Below are 17,450 nucleotides of genomic sequence, written 5' to 3' on the forward strand. Positions count from 1 at the left end.
GCAAGATGAGGTTTCCGCATTTTTTTAAACTGTTTTTACCCTTTACTGAAAGAACACATCGTCCAGACGAGTGTTGTTTTCTTCCTCGATTTCGGTCAGACGATCCTTGCAAGGGTCGAAATCGCCCGGTATATCAAACGTCTCATCGGGAGAATAGCCCAATGACTTGTCAGCATAAACTTTCTGCATATAGATTCCCCAGATAGGCAGCGCCATAGAAGCTCCTTGTCCGTCGCGCATCGTATCGAAGTGGATGTCACGTTCTTCACCACCTACCCAGCAGCCTGACACCAGCGACGGGGTGAAGCCCATAAACCATCCGTCGGAGTTACGGTTGGTGGTTCCGGTCTTACCACCCATATCAGCTTTGATGCCATACAGACGACGTACACGTCCACCTGTACCTTCGTTGATTACAGCACGCAGCATGACCAGCATCTTATAGGAAGTGGATTCGCTGATGACTTCGTTCACCTGCGGTGTGAAGGTGGCCACTACGTTGCCGTCACTATCTTCAATACGGGTGACAAACAACGGAGCGGTACGGATACCTTTATTGACAAAGGCGGTGTAGGCACTCACCATCTCTCCTACCGAGATTTCGCACGGACCCAGACAGAGAGATACGGTAGGCTGAATGTCTTTGTTCAGCACACCGAAAGAGTGTATCAGGCGAACCAAGTCGTACGGGCTCAACTTACTCATCAGATAAGCCGAAATCCAGTTATTGGAGTTGGCAAGACCCCACTTCAGGGTCACCATCTCGCCATAGTGCGATTTGGAACTGTTTCGAGGTGACCAGGCTTTTCCATTCTCGTCGAAGAGGGTCTGCTCTACATTGCGGACTTCATCGCACGGGGAGAATCCATTTTCCATGGCCAGCGCATACAAGTAAGGTTTGATGGTAGAACCGACCTGACGACGGCCCACCATGGCCATATCGTACTGGAAGTAGTTGTAGTTCGGTCCACCTACATAAGCCTTCACATAGCCTGTAATGGGATCCATCGACATGAAACCGGCCCGTAGGAAATGCTTGTAGTAGCGGATGGAGTCGAGCGGCGTCATGATAGTATCTTTCTCGCCCTCCCAAGAGAAGACTGACATCTCATACTTGGTGTTGAAGGCTTTCATGATTTCGGCTTCCGAACAGCCATCGGCCTTCATGGTACGGTAACGGTCACTCTGATGAACGGAGCGGTCCAGAATCTGCTGAACTTCTTCCGGAGTAAGCTGGTTGGTATAAGGAGCGGTCTTGCGTCCTCTCTTTTCCTTGAAGAAACGGGGCTGCAGATATTTTGCCAAATGCTCGTAAACGGCTTCTTCGGCATATTGTTGCATATGGGAATTGATGGTAGTATAAATCTTCAACCCGTCAACATAAAGATTATAGTTAGTGCCGTCTTTCTTCTTGTTCTTGGCACACCAGCCGTAAAGCGGATTGGTTTCCCAGGCAAGAGAATCCTCATAATATTTCTGCATCTGCCAGCCGCGGTAATCGCTGCGGTTAGGCTTGCGAGCGGTCATGATGCCGCGCAGGTATTCACGGAAATAAGTAGCCAGACCGTCTTTATGGTCTACGGGCTGGAATTTCAAAACCAAAGGCAATGCCTGAAGCGAATCACATTCCTCACGCGTAATATAACCGGCCTTACGCATCTGGTCGAGCACCGTATTGCGGCGCCCGCGCGAGCGTTCGTTGAAACGACGAGGATTATAGAGGGAAGGATTCTTGCACATACCTATCAAGGTGGCAGCCTCTTCTATCTTCAAGTTCTTGGGATCTTTTCCGAAATAAGTCTTAGCAGCTGTCTTGATACCCACCGCATTGTTCAGGAAATCAAACTTATTGAGGTACATGGTCAGGATTTCCTCCTTCGTGTAATAGCGTTCCAACTTGACGGCGATGACCCACTCAATGGGCTTCTGCAACAGACGCTCCATCACGTTGTCGGCCGTAGGAGAATAGAACTGCTTGGCCAGCTGCTGGGTGATGGTACTACCTCCCCCTGCATGCTTCTGCATGAAAATACCGCGCTTGATGACCGCACGCATGAAAGCACGGGCATCAATACCGGAATGGTCCTCAAAGCGGACGTCTTCAGTAGCTACCAAGGCATGCACCAGATGGGGAGAGAGGTCTTCGTAGCCTACATACACACGGTTTTCCTTGCTGAGCGACCAAGTACCCAAAAGTTTTCCATCTTCGGAAATAATCTGAGTGGCAAACTTCAGGTTCGGATTTTCCAGTTCTTCCACCGGAGGCACATAACCTATTTTGCCTTTTGCAATAGCTGTAAAGATGACCGCTACCACGAGCATGCAGAGAATCACAAAGCCCCACAATACATATATAAATATCTTTCTCATACGTTTCTTTCTATTCGTTTGTATTCTATGAAGCCGCAAATTTACAGAAAATCTTTGTAACAACGGCTTATTTTCCGCAATATCCTCTCAAAAGCGAAAAGGTTGTCCGAAATCTCCCCAAAACGGTGGATTTTCTATTTTTTTTGCCTACCTTTGAACTCCGGTATTATAAAAGTAATCAAAAACAGCTAACATGGAAAATAGAAGTTTAGTTACTATCGCCGAACATTCCAAAGAAAGAATTCTGTATCTTTTGGAAATGGCAAAAGAATTCGAGAAGAAACCTAACCGCCGCCTGCTGGCCGAGAAAGTAGTCGCTACCTTGTTCTTTGAACCATCTACTCGCACCCGTCTGAGTTTCGAAACTGCAGCCAACCGTCTGGGAGCAAGAGTCATTGGATTCACAGATCCGAAAGTGACCAGTTCCTCCAAAGGTGAAACGCTGAAAGATACGATTATGATGGTGAGCAACTACGCCGACATCATCGTAATGCGACACTACCTGGAAGGAGCTGCACGCTACGCCAGTGAAGTGGCTCCGGTGCCTATTGTCAATGCAGGAGACGGTGCCAACCAGCATCCGTCACAGACCATGCTCGACCTATATTCTATCTATAAGACACAGGGCACGCTGGAAAACCTGAACATTTACCTGGTAGGTGACTTGAAATACGGAAGAACCGTACATTCACTGCTCATGGCGATGCGTCACTTCAATCCTACTTTCCATTTCATTGCTCCGGACGAACTGAAAATGCCGGACGAATACAAGCTGTATTGCAAGGAACATCATATCAAATACGTAGAACATACGGACTTCACGGAAGAAACCATCGCCGATGCGGACATCTTGTACATGACCCGCGTACAGCGCGAACGTTTCACTGACTTGATGGAATATGAAAGAGTAAAAGACGTGTACATTCTGAATAACAAGATGCTGGAACATACACGCCCGAATCTGCGAATCCTCCACCCGCTGCCTCGTGTGAACGAAATCGCTTACGACGTGGATGACAATCCGAAAGCTTATTATTTCCAACAAGCCAAGAACGGTCTTTATGCCCGTCAGGCCATCCTTTGTGACGTGCTGGGCATCACACTCGACGAGGTGAAAGCTGACACTGAAAAATAATCCGGAAACCTATTCAATTTCAAGTAACTATGAGCGATAAGAAAGAATTACAGGTAGCCGCACTCAAGAACGGAACGGTTATCGACCATATACCATCTGACAAGCTGTTTACAGTAGTATCTCTGCTCGGACTGCAGAATGAGGATGCCAACATTACGATTGGCAACAATTTTGAAAGTAAAAAACTGGGCAAGAAAGGAATCATCAAGATTGCCGACCGCTTCTTCACCGAAGAAGAAATCAGTCGGTTGTCTGTGGTAGCTTCCAAAATCAAGCTGAACCTTATCCGCGACTATGAGGTGGTGGAAAAGAAGGAAGTGGAAATGCCCGATGAACTGAAAGGTATCGTAAAATGCAACAACCCGAAATGCATCACCAACAACGAACCGATGCAGACATGGTTCCATGTAATTGACAAGGATAAGGGCCTGCTGAAATGCCACTACTGCGAAAAGGAACAGCAGAAAGACAATATCAAACTGCTGTAAACCATGAAGCAGGACTGGAAACCAGGAACAATGATTTATCCGCTTCCGGCTGCCCTGGTGACGTGCGGAAGCTGTGAAGAAGAATACAATATCATTACCGTAGCGTGGGTGGGTACTATCTGTACCAACCCACCTATGTGTTATATCTCGGTCAGACCAGAACGGCACTCCTATCCTATTCTGAAAAAGAATATGGAGTTTGTCATCAACCTGACCACCAAAGACATGGCTTTTGCTACAGACTGGTGTGGCGTACGCTCTGGAAAAGACTACAACAAGTTCAAGGAGATGAAGCTGACACCGGGAAAGGCTTCCATGGTACAGGCCCCTCTTATAGAAGAGTCACCACTTTGCATTGAATGCCGGGTGAAGGAAATCGTGGCCTTAGGCTCGCATCACATGTTCATAGCCGATGTGGTCAACGTGAAAGCCGACGACAAATACCTGAACACTGAAACCGGGAAATTTGAACTGGCACGTGCCAACCTGCTGGTCTATGCCCACGGCGGATACTACGAGCTGGGAGAAAAAATTGGCAAGTTCGGTTGGTCAGTGGAGAAAAAGAAATGAGAACCTGATATGATAAAAGAAGTCCTACTCATCCTCATGGGAAGCGGAGTGCTGGCAGTATGTGAACTGCAGGCGCAGGCTACTACTACGCCTATGGTCACGCTGCGACAACCTCTTTTTAATGTGGGTGTAAAAGCAGGCTTCAATTCATCCATGTTCTTTACGGATGAAATTTCCATCAACGGGAAAGAACTGGAACAAGCCCAGAACAACTACAAAGTAGGATATTTTGCAGCGGTATTCTGCAGGTTCAATATAAAAAAACATCACTTCATCCAGCCTGAGTTTTCATGTAACATCACGCAAGGAAGTGTGTCTATTCCCCTGACACTGGCCAATTCAGAACTTTTGTCGGACAACGCGCTGATAAAGAAAAAAATGACTACCTTTGACATTCCCTTATTGTACGGGTATAAGTTTGTAGACGTACATCCGTATGGAATGGCATTCTTTGTCGGACCGAAAGTAACGTGGATATGGGAACGGCACAGTACTACGGAGTTTTCCGGCTTCCACCAGCAGGAAATTAAAGAAAGGCAATATCCTTTCCAGTACAGCGGAGTGATAGGACTGGCAGTCAACGTGTCAAACATCTTTTTTGATTTCCGTTATGAGATAGGCTTGCACAACTCCATTCAGGCCATGTCCTACAATACAGATACGACCGAATCCCCTCATAACGAAGGAGAAATCCGACTGCGGCAACGCAAGAATATTCTGAGTTTCTCTGTGGGGGTTATTTTTTAATGCGAATTTTCATTTTAAAAGAATATATCATGAAACGAGACGATTCTATTTTTAACATCATTGAGAAAGAACATCAGAGACAGTTGAAAGGTATTGAACTGATTGCTTCTGAAAACTTTGTAAGTGACCAGGTCATGCAAGCCATGGGTTCCTGCCTGACAAACAAATATGCCGAAGGATATCCCGGAAAAAGATATTACGGAGGATGCGAAGTAGTGGACCAAAGCGAACAGCTGGCTATCGACCGTGTGAAAAAGATATTCGGTGCTGAATGGGCTAATGTACAGCCTCACTCTGGCGCACAGGCCAATGCTGCTGTATTTCTGGCCGTACTGAACCCGGGCGACAAGTTCATGGGTCTGAACCTGGCTCATGGAGGTCACCTGTCTCACGGCTCTTCAGTTAATACCTCTGGTATCCTGTACACTCCGTGCGAATACAACTTGAACAAGGAAACAGGCCGTGTGGATTACGACCAGATGGAGGAAATCGCCCTGAGAGAACATCCGAAATTGATTGTCGGAGGTGGTTCTGCCTACTCTCGCGAATGGGACTACAAACGGATGCGTGAAATCGCTGACAAGGTAGGTGCCTTGCTGATGATTGACATGGCTCACCCAGCCGGACTGATTGCAGCCGGGCTGCTGGACAACCCGGTGAAATATGCCCACATCGTCACTTCTACTACCCACAAGACACTGCGTGGTCCACGTGGAGGTATTATCCTGATGGGTAAAGACTTCCCGAACCCATGGGGAAAGAAAACGCCGAAGGGTGAAATTAAGATGATGTCGCAATTGCTGGATTCAGCTGTATTCCCAGGTATCCAGGGAGGACCGCTGGAACACGTGATTGCCGCCAAAGCAGTTGCCTTCTACGAATGCATGCAGCCGGAATACAAGGAATACCAGATTCAAGTACAGAAGAACGCCCGCGTATTGGCACAAGCATTGATGGATCGTGGCTTTACCATCGTATCAGGTGGTACCGACAACCACTCCATGCTGGTAGATTTGCGTACCAAGTATCCAGACCTGACTGGAAAGGTTGCTGAAAAGGCACTGGTAGCTGCCGACATTACCGTAAACAAGAACATGGTGCCGTTTGACACCCGTTCTGCGTTCCAGACATCCGGTATCCGTCTGGGGACTCCGGCCATCACAACCCGTGGAGCAAAAGAAGACCTGATGTATGAAATTGCAGAAATGATTGAAACAGTCTTGTCAAACGTAGACAATGAAGAAGTGATTGCTTCCGTACGTCACCGTGTGAATGAAACAATGAAAAATTATCCTATTTTTGCATATTAACTAAACGAAGAGAAAAAATGAAAACAATGAATTCTATGGCTATCTTACTGAGCGCTTGCTTGGTATTTAGCAGTTGTGGTATGACCAATACAGCCAAAGGCGGACTTATCGGTGGTGGTAGTGGTGCCGCATTGGGCGCAATAGTAGGTGGCGTCATTGGCCACGGTAAAGGAGCCGCCATCGGAGCCGCTGTAGGAACTGCCGTAGGTGCAGGTGCCGGCGTACTGATTGGCAAGAAAATGGACAAGGCTGCTGAACAAGCCGAACAAATTGAAGGTGCACAAGTAGAACAAGTGACCGATAACAACGGACTGCAGGCTGTGAAAGTCACTTTTGATTCCGGTATCTTGTTTAACACGAGCAGCGCTACACTGAGCTCTTCTGCCAAATCGGCTTTGAGCAAATTTGCCAACAATGTTCTTAACCAGAACAAGGACATGGATGTGGCCATCTACGGATATACAGACAATACCGGATGGAAAAACAGTACAGCTGAACAGAGTAAACAGAAAAACCTTGACTTGTCACAGGAACGCGCACAGAGCGTATCCAGTTACCTGTTAGGATGTGGAGCTTCTTCCAGCCAGATCAAGTCAGTAACCGGTATGGGAGAAGAAAATCCGGTGGCAGACAACTCTACAGAAGCCGGTCGTGAACAGAACCGCCGCGTAGAAGTATATATGTATGCCAGCCAGGAGATGATTCAGCAAGCTGAAGCAGGCACACTGCAATAATCTACACGCCCTCTTATCGGGTCAATCAATAAAATTATGCCGGGTTTGCAAACCCGGCATAATTTTCATATAAAAGATTCAGTACAAACATGAACAAAAAACGAATATTAAAATACCTTCGCAATCTCGTTATTTTCTTTTTTGCCTCTACCCTTCTTTCGGTCATCGCACTCCGGTTCATTCCCGTTTATATCACTCCACTGATGGTCATCCGCAGCGTAGAACAACTGACTAAAGGAGAGAAGCTGGTCATGAAACATCACTGGGTCCCCAAAGAAAAGATTTCACGCCACCTTCCCATGGCCGTCATTGCCTCGGAGGACAACCGTTTTGCCAGTCACAACGGTTTCGACTTCAAGGAAATCAGTAAAGCCATGGAAGAAAACAAGAAGCGAAAAAAAGCCCGAGGAGCCAGCACTATCAGCCAGCAGACGGCTAAAAATGTATTCTTATGGCCTTCCTCTTCCTGGGTAAGAAAAGGGTTTGAAGTGTATTTCACGGTATTGATTGAACTCATTTGGGATAAAGAAAGGATCATGGAAGTCTATCTCAATTCCATTGAAATGGGAGATGGCATCTATGGCGCAGAAGCAGTAGCCAAGGCTCACTTCCACACCACTGCTGCCAAGCTGACTCGTAGACAATGTGCCCTTATCGCTGCCAGCCTTCCAAATCCTCGAAAATTCAACTCAGGCAACCCGAGTCCTTACATGTACAAGCGGCAACGGAAAATCATGTACCTGATGAAATGTATCCCGACCTTCCCTGAACCTGAGAAAAAATAAGGTATCAGGGATTTTCAGAATCACCCTTCAATATAGGAAGGGTAATCTTATACTTCACAGCCAGAATACGAGTAATAAATACTGTAATTCCACCAATTATCTGGGAAAGGACCGAATCCATATCAGACACCAAACAAATCCAATAAACCAACCCACCAATCACGCAAGCCATGGCATAAATCTCTTTACGGAATATCAAAGGGATTTCATTGATAAAGATATCACGCAACACTCCGCCAGCCGCTCCCGTAATACTGCCCATGATAATGGCAATCCAAAAAGGATATCCCAAGGCATAAGCTTTACTAAAACCAACAATAGTAAACAAAGCCAACCCAATGGTGTCAAACAGGAAAAATGTATGGTTCAAACGAATCACATACTTCCCGAACAAGATAACAAAAAACATGGCTAAAGCGGTACAGATCAAATACATGGGATTGGTCATCCACGTGGGAGTCACATCGAGTAAAAGGTCACGGATAGTTCCTCCACCAATGGCTGTGGCCAACCCTACCACATAAGCCCCAAACCAATCGAAACGTTTGGCTGAAGCAAGGCGTATGCCACTGATAGCAAACGCAAAAGTCCCCACAAAATCAAGAATCGTTACAAACGATGGTATCTGAAAAAAAGTAGTCATAGTAAAATTTTCACCAAGTATAACTCAAACCAAAACTAAGCAATTCCTGCAACTGGAAATAGCTGTCGCCTACTTCACGTGACACGCCATCATCGAAACGGCCATGTACAAACAGTTTCGTAGAAAGGTATTTATTGATAGAGAAAGTAAAGGTATTTTCCCATTCAGCCAAGACTTTCTCATAGTTTGTGGTATAAGAAAGACGAGACTCCCACATCAACATGGAAAAGACCTTCCACTTCAAGGTAGATTCCAGACGGGAACCCCATACGCTTTCCCGTTTATGCCCTTCCTCAATATTGAATTTAGTCGGGTCAACCTTATCGCTGGCCACACTATACAATGTGTAGTTGATCGGGTTAATCAACACAGACAAATTACATATACCGTCTTTCACAAACTTGTAGTCCATACCGAGACCGACGTTCAATTCTGCCGGCGAGAAAAATGCAGAGACGAGGTTATCAGAGTTGGTGTCATAATTCGAGAAGAACTGTGTCTTAAATTCCGCAGACAACGTATAATACCAAGTACTGAAGGCTTTGTAACCCAGCTTAGAACTTAAACGAAGCAAGTCGTTATTAGCCTTGTAACTATGTACCGTATCAGAAGGAGCCGTAATAAAGCCCAGTTTCCATTCTATTTTATTTTCAAACTGAATGCGTTGTTTGTCATCATAGTTTGCCTGCCAAGTAAAACCAGACAGCAAAGACTTCGTACTTTCACCACCTTTATACCAGTTATCTGAAATGTAGTTCTGCGAGAATTGCAGATAACCGTTTCCGCCAAACGTCCAGAAATTAGGCTTGATAACCAACAAATCCTTCTCAGTCACCTGATTAGGCAATTCATTATTCTGCATCATTTCGAGCAGGTTTTCCTTTTTCGGTTCATCCACCAAGACTTCACCATAAATAGGCTTCAATCCTTCCAGATTATCTTCATTTTGTTTCACCAGCTTCGGATACTCCAAATAGAAAGAAAGCAACTGACGATTGACAAACTTATCCACTTGCTGAGAATGACGCAAGTCTTTCAGCTGAGGTAACTGCTTTTTAAGAGTATCCTCTTTTATAAAAGGTATTACCGGCTTCCAGTCCGAAATACTGAATGCCTGCTCAATGGGAGCATCGTAATACGTAGCTGGCATGGACAGCTTATAATAGTCGGGATTTGAACGGATGCCTGTAATCAACAAATAAATATCATCCCAACGTTCCAGCTGAGCATCATAGCCCTGACGGAAATCCTGCAATATCTGCCAGAATTTCTGCACTTCCATCGAGGACTCAGGTTTCTTAACGCCCGTTGCTCTCACTTTCTGAGCTGTTTCCTGAACTACTACAGACGGAATAGTACGCTGAAGCGAGTCTACTTTTTCTTGTCTCACATTTGAATTTGAAGAAGTTTCCAACTGCTGTGCAGCCAACCCACTGCACACCATACACAATACCACAAACAAACCTGTCTTTCTCATTTTTATCTTTATTCTTCAATTTCGTGCAAAAGTACGATTTATTTCTAAAAGAATAGAACTTTAACTAGGAGTATTTGTGTAATAAACAAATAAACCACCTTCTTTGTTTAAATCATCTGTGTAAACTCCCCAGCCAGACAGATATTTCGGTCAAAATAAGGTTTTACCCCCTCCACTTTTGTGGGTTCGGCTTTTTTTACTAATTTTGCAACTTTGAAGAAGTAGTTCTTCACATCTGAAAAGAAAAGCAGTTTCAGGTGATTCCCGTAACGGTTTTCTATCACACAAAGGAAAGCCCTACGGTTTTAGTGGAATTTAATTTTTAAATATTCATATTGTGGCAGAAACAAAGTATATTTTCGTAACAGGTGGTGTAGCCTCTTCACTGGGAAAAGGAATCATTTCATCATCTATTGGTAAGTTGCTGCAGGCCAGAGGCTACAGCGTAACCATCCAGAAGTTCGACCCGTATATCAACATCGACCCGGGAACTCTGAACCCTTATGAACACGGAGAGTGCTACGTAACCGTAGACGGACATGAAGCCGACCTTGACCTGGGACACTATGAACGATTCCTGGGTATCCAGACTACTAAAGCCAATAACATTACCACCGGCCGTATCTACAAGAGTGTAATCGACAAGGAACGCCGGGGTGACTACTTGGGCAAAACCATCCAGATTATCCCTCACATCACCGACGAAATCAAACGCAACGTCAAACTGTTGGGCAACAAGTACAAATTCGACTTTGTCATCACCGAGATTGGAGGAACAGTGGGCGACATCGAATCACTCCCTTACCTCGAAAGCATCCGCCAGTTGAAAAGAGAATTAGGTAAAAACGCCTTGTGCGTACACCTTACTTATGTACCTTATCTGGCTGCTGCCGGTGAGCTGAAAACCAAACCGACCCAACACTCTGTAAAGGAACTTCAGTCAGTAGGTATCCAGCCGGATATTCTGGTACTTCGTACCGAGCACGAACTGAGCACGAACCTGCGCAAGAAAGTTGCTTTGTTCTGTAATGTAGACGAAAGCGCCGTGATCCAGTCAATGGATATGCCAACCATCTACGAAGTACCTTTGCGCATGCAGGAGCAGAAACTCGATGCCACTATTTTGGAAAAGATGGGACTTCCGGTAGGCGAAACTCCGACTCTCGGTCCGTGGAGAGACTTCCTGAACCGTCGTCACAATGCTACTGAGATCGTAAAGATCGGGTTGGTAGGAAAATACGATTTGCAGGATGCCTACAAATCCATCCTCGAAGCCCTTTCACAGGCAGCCACTTACAACGACCGCAAAGCCGACATCCACTTTATCAACAGTGAGAACCTCACAGAAGAAAATGTAGAAGAGAAACTGAAAGACATGGACGGGGTTATCATCTGTCCGGGATTCGGCCAGCGTGGTATCGAAGGCAAATTCATTGCCATCAAATACTGCCGCACACACAATGTCCCGACCTTCGGTATCTGTCTGGGTATGCAGTGCATGGCTATTGAATTCGCCCGTGACGTATTGGGTTATGCCGATGCCAACAGCCGAGAAATGGATGAAAAGACTCCGCACAATGTCATCGACATCATGGAGGAACAGAAATCCATCACCAACATGGGAGGTACCATGCGTCTGGGAGCATACGAATGTGTCATCGACCCGACTTCAAAAACTTATCAGGCTTACCAGAGTGAACATATTCAGGAACGCCACCGTCACCGCTACGAATTCAACAACAACTTCAAGGAAGAATTCGAAAAGGCCGGCATGAAGTGCGTGGGTATCAATCCGGAATCTGATTTGGTGGAAATCATCGAAATCCCGACGCTGAAATGGTTCATCGGTACTCAGTTCCATCCGGAATACAGCAGTACGGTACTGAAACCCCATCCGTTGTTCCTGTCCTTCATCAAGGCAGCTATCAACAAGTAAGTCAAAAATAACATTGTAAAAAAACAGAAATGGACAAAAACACGTTAGTGGGCTTTGTCCTGATTGGAGCAGTGATTGTAGGTTTTGGTATCTACAACCGCCCCAGCCAGGAAGAAAGAGCACGCGCACAGCACTATCAAGACTCTATCCAGCAGGTCATCAAGCAACAGGAAAAAGTACAGGAGCAAAAAGCCGCTGCAGCCATTGAAGCTGCACGTCCCGACAGTTCTTCCCTTTTCTTCCAGTCTGCACAAGGTACGGAACAGTTCACTGTACTGGAAAATGATCTAGTGCAACTGACCTTCTCCAACAAAGGTGGACGGGTAAGCAAAGCCATGCTGAAAGAGTATAAAGACCAACAGAAGCAACCCCTCGTTCTTTTTGACGGGAAGGATGCTTCCATAAGCTTCGGTTTTGAAGGAAAGAATGAAAACATTCTCAGCGACCAGATGTATTTCGAAGCGACCAATGTGACCGACTCTACCGTCACCATGCGGTTGAATGCGGCTAACGGAGGACACTTGGATTTCAACTACCGCTTGCTGCCAAACTCCTACATGGTAGACTTTACCATCCAGGCCAGCGGCTTGCAGAATTTCTTCTCTCCTTCTACCAAGACAATGAGCATCGAATGGAAACAACGAGCTCGTCAGATGGAAAAAGGTTACAATTTTGAACAGCGTTACACTTCGCTGACCTACAAGCCAGTAGACGAAAGCTTCGATTACCTGAGCGAAACAAAGGATGCACAGGAAACTGTTCCAGAAGCACTCGACTGGGTAGCCTTCAAAAACCAGTATTTCTCTTGTGTCTTCATGGCAGAACAGAACTTCAACAACGCCACCCTCGAGTCCAAGATGGAAGAAAAAGGAAGCGGATACATGAAGAACTACTCTGCAGACATGAAAACGGCTTTCGACCCAACAGGTGCCAAAGCCTCACACATGCAGTTCTACTTCGGTCCGAACCACTTCAAGACGCTGCTTGCCAGCAACGATTTGAGCTTTAAGGACAAAGACCAGGAACTGGAAGATTTGGTCTACTTAGGATGGCCGATTATCCGACTCATCAACCGTTGGTTCACCATCAACCTCTTCGACTGGTTGTCAGGCTGGGGATTGAGCATGGGTATGGTAATCCTGCTCATGACCATCATTGTGAAGATACTGGTACTTCCTACCACTTGGAAGTCCTTCATCTCTTCGGCCAAGATGCGCGCCTTGAAACCGTATGTGGATAAAATCAATGCCAAATACCCGAAACAGGAAGATGCCTTGAAGAAACAGCAGGAAACCATGGCCCTCTACCGACAGTATAATGTCAGCCCGATGGGAGGCTGTCTGCCGATGCTGTTGCAGACACCGGTGTTCATGGCTCTCTTCTTCTTTGTGCCGAACGCCATCGAGCTTCGTCAGCAAGGATTCCTTTGGGCAACCGACCTTTCGGCATACGATGATTTGATTAGCTGGAGCTACCACATCCCGTTGCTGGGTAACCACCTGAGTTTATTCTGTCTGTTGTTCAGCATCACCACAGTCTTGAACCAGATTATCATGATGAAGCAGCAGGATATGGGCAACAACCCACAGATGGCTGCCATGAAATGGATGATGTACATCATGCCGGTGATGTTCTTCTTCATCTTCAACGACTACGCATCCGGATTGAGCTACTACTACTTCATCTCCGGTCTGATTGGTATCATTACCATGTGGATCATGCGCCGTATGACTGACGAGAAGAAGCTGCTCGCCCAGCTGGAAGCCAACAAGAAGGAACCTTCACAGCAGAAGACCAGCGGACTGATGGCCAAACTGGAAGCCCTGCAGAAAGAGCAGGAACGCTTACAGAAGGAACGTCAGGAACATATGAACAAGAAGAAATAAAAATATCCTGAAAGGGAGCAGAAAGAGCGGAACAGAAAGGCAATCGAAAACCTTTCGTTCCGCTCTTTTTCTTTTTGCCTTCTCTTATTTCCATTTATTATCTTACCTTTGCACGACAGAAACCTGCACAAAGACTCGCATACTCTAAAATTAAAAATAAAAACATGAAGAAAACAGATTTAATGAACATGACTGCGGCCGTACTGATGGCCTCGGCTCCGATGGCTGCCGTTCAGGCAGAAGGAACCGACGCGCCTTTCATCGGCAAGCAGGAAATTACCGTGAAAGACGGACGGATGACTCCGGAAACCTTGTGGGCCATGGGACGTATCGGAAGTTCCTGTGTATCTCCCGACGGAAAAAAGATTGCTTACACCGTCTCCTACTACAGCGTAAAGCAGAACAAAGGTCACCAGGTGATCTACGTAATGAATGCTGACGGTTCCGACAACAAGCTGCTGACTACCTCTTCCGACAGCGAAGGCGAACCGGCATGGATTAAAGGCGGAAGTAAACTGGCTTTCATCACAAAAGGACAGATCTGGGAAATGAATCCCGACGGAACCGGACGCCAGCAGCTCTCTGACTACGCAGGTGGCATCGACGGATTCAAGTTCTCTCCCGACGGCACCAAGGTGCTTTTCATCTCACAGGTAAAATACGGTGAACGTACTGTCGACAAATACCCCGACCTGGACAAGGCCAGCGGAAAAGTCATCGATGACCTGATGTACAAGCACTGGGATGAATGGGTTGAAACCGTTCCCCATCCGTTCGTGGCTTCCTTCACCGACAATAAAGTAGGCGAAGCCACCGACATTCTGGCCGGCGAACCCTACGAATCACCGATGAAACCTTTCGGCGGCATCGAACAGCTTGCATGGAGCCCCGACTCCAAGTCTGTGGCCTACACTTGCCGCAAGAAAACCGGACAGGCTTATGCCGTATCCACTGATTCGGACATCTATTTATATAATGTAGAAACCAAACAGACCCGCAACCTCTGCAAAGAAGATGCCACCGACAAGAACATGGGTTACGACACCAACCCGCAGTTCTCTCCCGATGGAAAGAACATCGCCTGGCAAAGCATGGAACGCGACGGATACGAAAGCGACCGCAACCGTCTTTGTGTAATGGACCTGACCAGCGGAAAGAAAACTTACGTGACCGAAGCCTTCCAGTCGGGCGTGGACAGCTACTGCTGGGCACCTGACAACAAGACCCTCTACTTCACCGGCGTATGGCATGCCACCAGCATGATTCACAGCACCAATCTGAAAGGTGAGGTAAAACAGCTCACCGACGGTATGTACGACTATGCTTCTGTGGCCATGCTGAACGACAAGCAACTGCTCACCACCCGCCACTCTCTGAGCGAAGCCGATGAACTGTTTACGGTCAACCTGAAAAAGAAAAACGAGGTAACCCGTATCACAAAAGAAAACGACCACATCTTCAGCCAGCTGAAACTGGGTAAGGTTGAACCCCGCTGGACCAAGACCGTCGACGGAAAAGACATGCTCTCATGGGTAGTTTATCCGATTAACTTCGACCCGAACAAGAAATATCCTACCCTCCTGTTCTGTGAAGGAGGTCCGCAGAGCCCTGTCAGCCAGTTCTGGAGCTACCGTTGGAACCTGCAGATCATGGCCGCCAACGACTACATCATCATCGCCCCTAACCGCCGCGGTCTGCCGGGATTCGGCATGGAATGGCTGGAAGAAATCAGCACCAACTACGGAGGCCACTGCATGGACGACTACCTGAGTGCCATCGATGACATCGCCAAGGAACCCTACGTGGACAAAGATCGTCTGGGATGCGTGGGAGCCAGCTTCGGAGGTTACTCAGTATACTGGCTGGCCGGACACCACAACAAGCGCTTCAAAGCCTTCATTGCCCACGATGGTTTCTTCAACATGGAACAGCAGTACCTCGAAACTGAAGAACTCTGGTTCACCAACTGGGATCTGGGTGGCCCGTACTGGGACAAGAGCAACCCGGCCGTACAGCGCAGCTACGCCAACTCTCCCCATCTGTTCGTAGATAAATGGGATACCCCGATTCTCTGCATCCACGGCGAGAAAGACTACCGTATCCTGGCTTCACAGGGAATGGCTGCCTTCAATGCCGCCAAGCTGAGAGGCATCCCTGCCGAACTGCTGATTTTCCCGGACGAAAACCACTGGGTATTGAAACCACAGAACGGTATTCTCTGGCAACGCACTTTCTTCAACTGGCTTGACCGCTGGTTGAAACCGCAGAAATAAGCCCTAAAACCTTTCCGGGCACCTTTTTTACGGCGTTTTTTCCCTGAAATACGCAAAAAAGAGGTGCCCGGATTTGCATATTAAAATAAAAAGCCCTACCTTTGCATCGCTTTTGAAAAAGACACTTCGGGGTGTAGCGCAGTCCGGTTAGCGCACCTGCTTTGGGAGCAGGGGGTCGTGGGTTCGAATCCCGCTACCCCGACAGAAGTCAAAAAAGTGAAAGTTATTACAAATGTTCGGGGTGTAGCGCAGTCCGGTTAGCGCACCTGCTTTGGGAGCAGGGGGTCGTGGGTTCGAATCCCGCTACCCCGACAAGAAGAGAGGCAACTTATCCGATGTGATGAGTTGCCTTTCTTTTTTGAGGTTTTTCGAAGATATCCGAAGGCCTTTCTCCCCCCCCAAAAAACGCCTTTGCGTTTTAAACAAAACGCAAGTACGTTTCAGTTGAAACGCAAGTGCGTTTGATATAAAACGTCCTTACGTTTTCCTCCAAACGCACTTACGTTTTAGAGCAAACGTAAGGACGTTTTTCCACACGACTTTCCAACAAAGTCTACAAATATCATAACTGATTGATTTTCTGGCACAAGCAAACATCCTGAAAAGAATTGCCCACTCGTATCCAATCCTTCAAGACACCATATTCCGTGTAACCTGCCGCCGCAAACAATTTCCGGCTTGCCGTATTCCCCACTGGGATATAGGCATACAACTGATGGAGGCCAAGTAACCCGAAGCAATGCGATTCCAGCAATGTGAGTGCCATTCCTCCGATTCCTTTTCCTCGTAAGTCTTTCCGCACCACCAGTCCCACTTCTGCACGGCTATGACGCGCATCAAACGAAAAGATGTCAATCATCCCGCCCACTTCACCGGTATTACACACAATCATCAACCGTAACTGACCATCCACAAACACGTCATTCTGATTTTCGGCAATGTAGCGTTTCATCTGATAACGAGAATACGGCCCCGTAGCTGTCCCCAGTTCCCAAAGCTCCGCCTCATTCTCAAACGAAAGCATCACCTCCAGATCCTCCGGTTCAGGGGCCCGAAGGCGGATAGTCTCCTGTGACAACTTTGATGTCTGTTCCAT

General features: G+C 46.9%; 14 protein-coding genes and 2 tRNA genes. 12 read left to right on the forward strand and 4 right to left on the reverse strand.

What is annotated here, in order from left to right; all coding sequences use genetic code 11:
- Positions 1 to 42 precede the first annotated feature (42 nt).
- Entirely contained in the window at positions 43 to 2,370 is a 2,328-nt protein-coding gene (locus H6A28_RS11970) for a transglycosylase domain-containing protein (protein ID WP_204473999.1), read from the reverse strand.
- A gap of 193 nt (positions 2,371 to 2,563) precedes the next feature.
- Between H6A28_RS11970 and pyrB the strand changes: the two genes are divergently transcribed.
- From pyrB to mtgA, 7 genes are all read left to right on the forward strand, one after another.
- Positions 2,564 to 3,505: an aspartate carbamoyltransferase gene (gene pyrB, locus H6A28_RS11975; RefSeq protein ID WP_204474001.1), complete on the forward strand. Its 942-nt coding sequence runs from the start codon at positions 2,564 to 2,566 to the stop codon at positions 3,503 to 3,505.
- Between the two features lie 29 nt (positions 3,506 to 3,534).
- The gene (pyrI, locus tag H6A28_RS11980; RefSeq protein WP_204474003.1) at positions 3,535 to 3,993 is read left to right on the forward strand and encodes an aspartate carbamoyltransferase regulatory subunit; all 459 of its coding nucleotides are present in this window, start codon (positions 3,535 to 3,537) and stop codon (positions 3,991 to 3,993) included.
- A 3-nt stretch (positions 3,994 to 3,996) separates the two neighbouring features.
- Positions 3,997 to 4,563, forward strand: coding sequence for a flavin reductase family protein (locus tag H6A28_RS11985; RefSeq protein ID WP_204474004.1), 567 nt, complete (start codon positions 3,997 to 3,999; stop codon positions 4,561 to 4,563).
- Positions 4,564 to 4,572: 9 nt separating this feature from the next.
- Entirely contained in the window at positions 4,573 to 5,310 is a 738-nt protein-coding gene (locus H6A28_RS11990) for a porin family protein (protein ID WP_204480568.1), read from the forward strand.
- Positions 5,311 to 5,339: 29 nt separating this feature from the next.
- Positions 5,340 to 6,620 carry a serine hydroxymethyltransferase gene (gene glyA, locus H6A28_RS11995; protein ID WP_204474006.1) on the forward strand — a complete coding sequence of 427 codons (1,281 nt, stop codon included), beginning with the start codon at positions 5,340 to 5,342 and terminating at the stop codon, positions 6,618 to 6,620.
- Between the two features lie 17 nt (positions 6,621 to 6,637).
- Complete coding sequence (locus H6A28_RS12000) at positions 6,638 to 7,354, forward strand: OmpA family protein (protein ID WP_204474008.1); 717 nt, start codon at positions 6,638 to 6,640, stop codon at positions 7,352 to 7,354.
- 89 nt (positions 7,355 to 7,443) lie between these two features.
- Positions 7,444 to 8,139: a monofunctional biosynthetic peptidoglycan transglycosylase gene (mtgA, locus tag H6A28_RS12005; protein ID WP_204474010.1), complete on the forward strand. Its 696-nt coding sequence runs from the start codon at positions 7,444 to 7,446 to the stop codon at positions 8,137 to 8,139.
- Between the two features lie 4 nt (positions 8,140 to 8,143).
- Here mtgA and H6A28_RS12010 read toward each other — a convergent pair whose 3' ends face one another.
- Entirely contained in the window at positions 8,144 to 8,764 is a 621-nt protein-coding gene (locus H6A28_RS12010) for a TRIC cation channel family protein (RefSeq protein WP_204474118.1), read from the reverse strand.
- Positions 8,765 to 8,792: 28 nt separating this feature from the next.
- Positions 8,793 to 10,259, reverse strand: coding sequence for a DUF3078 domain-containing protein (locus H6A28_RS12015; protein ID WP_204474012.1), 1,467 nt, complete (start codon positions 10,257 to 10,259; stop codon positions 8,793 to 8,795).
- 337 nt (positions 10,260 to 10,596) lie between these two features.
- Between H6A28_RS12015 and H6A28_RS12020 the strand changes: the two genes are divergently transcribed.
- From H6A28_RS12020 to H6A28_RS12040, 5 genes are all read left to right on the forward strand, one after another.
- A complete protein-coding gene (locus tag H6A28_RS12020; RefSeq protein ID WP_204480570.1) occupies positions 10,597 to 12,195 on the forward strand; it encodes a CTP synthase in 1,599 nt (532 codons plus the stop codon).
- Positions 12,196 to 12,224: 29 nt separating this feature from the next.
- Complete coding sequence (yidC, locus tag H6A28_RS12025; protein ID WP_204474016.1) at positions 12,225 to 14,081, forward strand: membrane protein insertase YidC; 1,857 nt, start codon at positions 12,225 to 12,227, stop codon at positions 14,079 to 14,081.
- A gap of 182 nt (positions 14,082 to 14,263) precedes the next feature.
- The gene (locus H6A28_RS12030; protein WP_204474120.1) at positions 14,264 to 16,354 is read left to right on the forward strand and encodes an alpha/beta hydrolase family protein; all 2,091 of its coding nucleotides are present in this window, start codon (positions 14,264 to 14,266) and stop codon (positions 16,352 to 16,354) included.
- A gap of 127 nt (positions 16,355 to 16,481) precedes the next feature.
- Positions 16,482 to 16,556 (forward strand) — tRNA-Pro (locus tag H6A28_RS12035).
- A gap of 35 nt (positions 16,557 to 16,591) precedes the next feature.
- A tRNA-Pro gene (locus tag H6A28_RS12040) sits at positions 16,592 to 16,666 on the forward strand.
- Positions 16,667 to 16,916: 250 nt separating this feature from the next.
- Here the strand turns inward: H6A28_RS12040 and H6A28_RS12045 are convergent.
- Entirely contained in the window at positions 16,917 to 17,450 is a 534-nt protein-coding gene (locus H6A28_RS12045; RefSeq protein ID WP_204476876.1) for a GNAT family N-acetyltransferase, read from the reverse strand.

This window comes from Bacteroides mediterraneensis (assembly GCF_016900355.1).
Taxonomy (GTDB): Bacteria; Bacteroidota; Bacteroidia; order Bacteroidales; family Bacteroidaceae; genus Phocaeicola.

Bases quoted from the DNA above. Each gene is read 5' to 3' on its own strand.
- yidC (WP_204474016.1), top strand. From the start codon at position 12,225: ATGGACAAAAACACGTTAGTGGGCTTTGTCCTGATTGGAGCAGTGATT.
- H6A28_RS12000 (WP_204474008.1), top strand. From the start codon at position 6,638: ATGAAAACAATGAATTCTATGGCTATCTTACTGAGCGCTTGCTTGGTA.
- H6A28_RS12015 (WP_204474012.1), bottom strand. From the start codon at position 10,259: ATGAGAAAGACAGGTTTGTTTGTGGTATTGTGTATGGTGTGCAGTGGG.
- pyrI (WP_204474003.1), top strand. From the start codon at position 3,535: ATGAGCGATAAGAAAGAATTACAGGTAGCCGCACTCAAGAACGGAACG.
- mtgA (WP_204474010.1), top strand. From the start codon at position 7,444: ATGAACAAAAAACGAATATTAAAATACCTTCGCAATCTCGTTATTTTC.
- H6A28_RS12045 (WP_204476876.1), bottom strand. From the start codon at position 17,450: ATGGAACAGACATCAAAGTTGTCACAGGAGACTATCCGCCTTCGGGCC.
- glyA (WP_204474006.1), top strand. From the start codon at position 5,340: ATGAAACGAGACGATTCTATTTTTAACATCATTGAGAAAGAACATCAG.
- pyrB (WP_204474001.1), top strand. From the start codon at position 2,564: ATGGAAAATAGAAGTTTAGTTACTATCGCCGAACATTCCAAAGAAAGA.
- H6A28_RS11990 (WP_204480568.1), top strand. From the start codon at position 4,573: ATGATAAAAGAAGTCCTACTCATCCTCATGGGAAGCGGAGTGCTGGCA.
- H6A28_RS11970 (WP_204473999.1), bottom strand. From the start codon at position 2,370: ATGAGAAAGATATTTATATATGTATTGTGGGGCTTTGTGATTCTCTGC.
- H6A28_RS11985 (WP_204474004.1), top strand. From the start codon at position 3,997: ATGAAGCAGGACTGGAAACCAGGAACAATGATTTATCCGCTTCCGGCT.
- H6A28_RS12030 (WP_204474120.1), top strand. From the start codon at position 14,264: ATGAACATGACTGCGGCCGTACTGATGGCCTCGGCTCCGATGGCTGCC.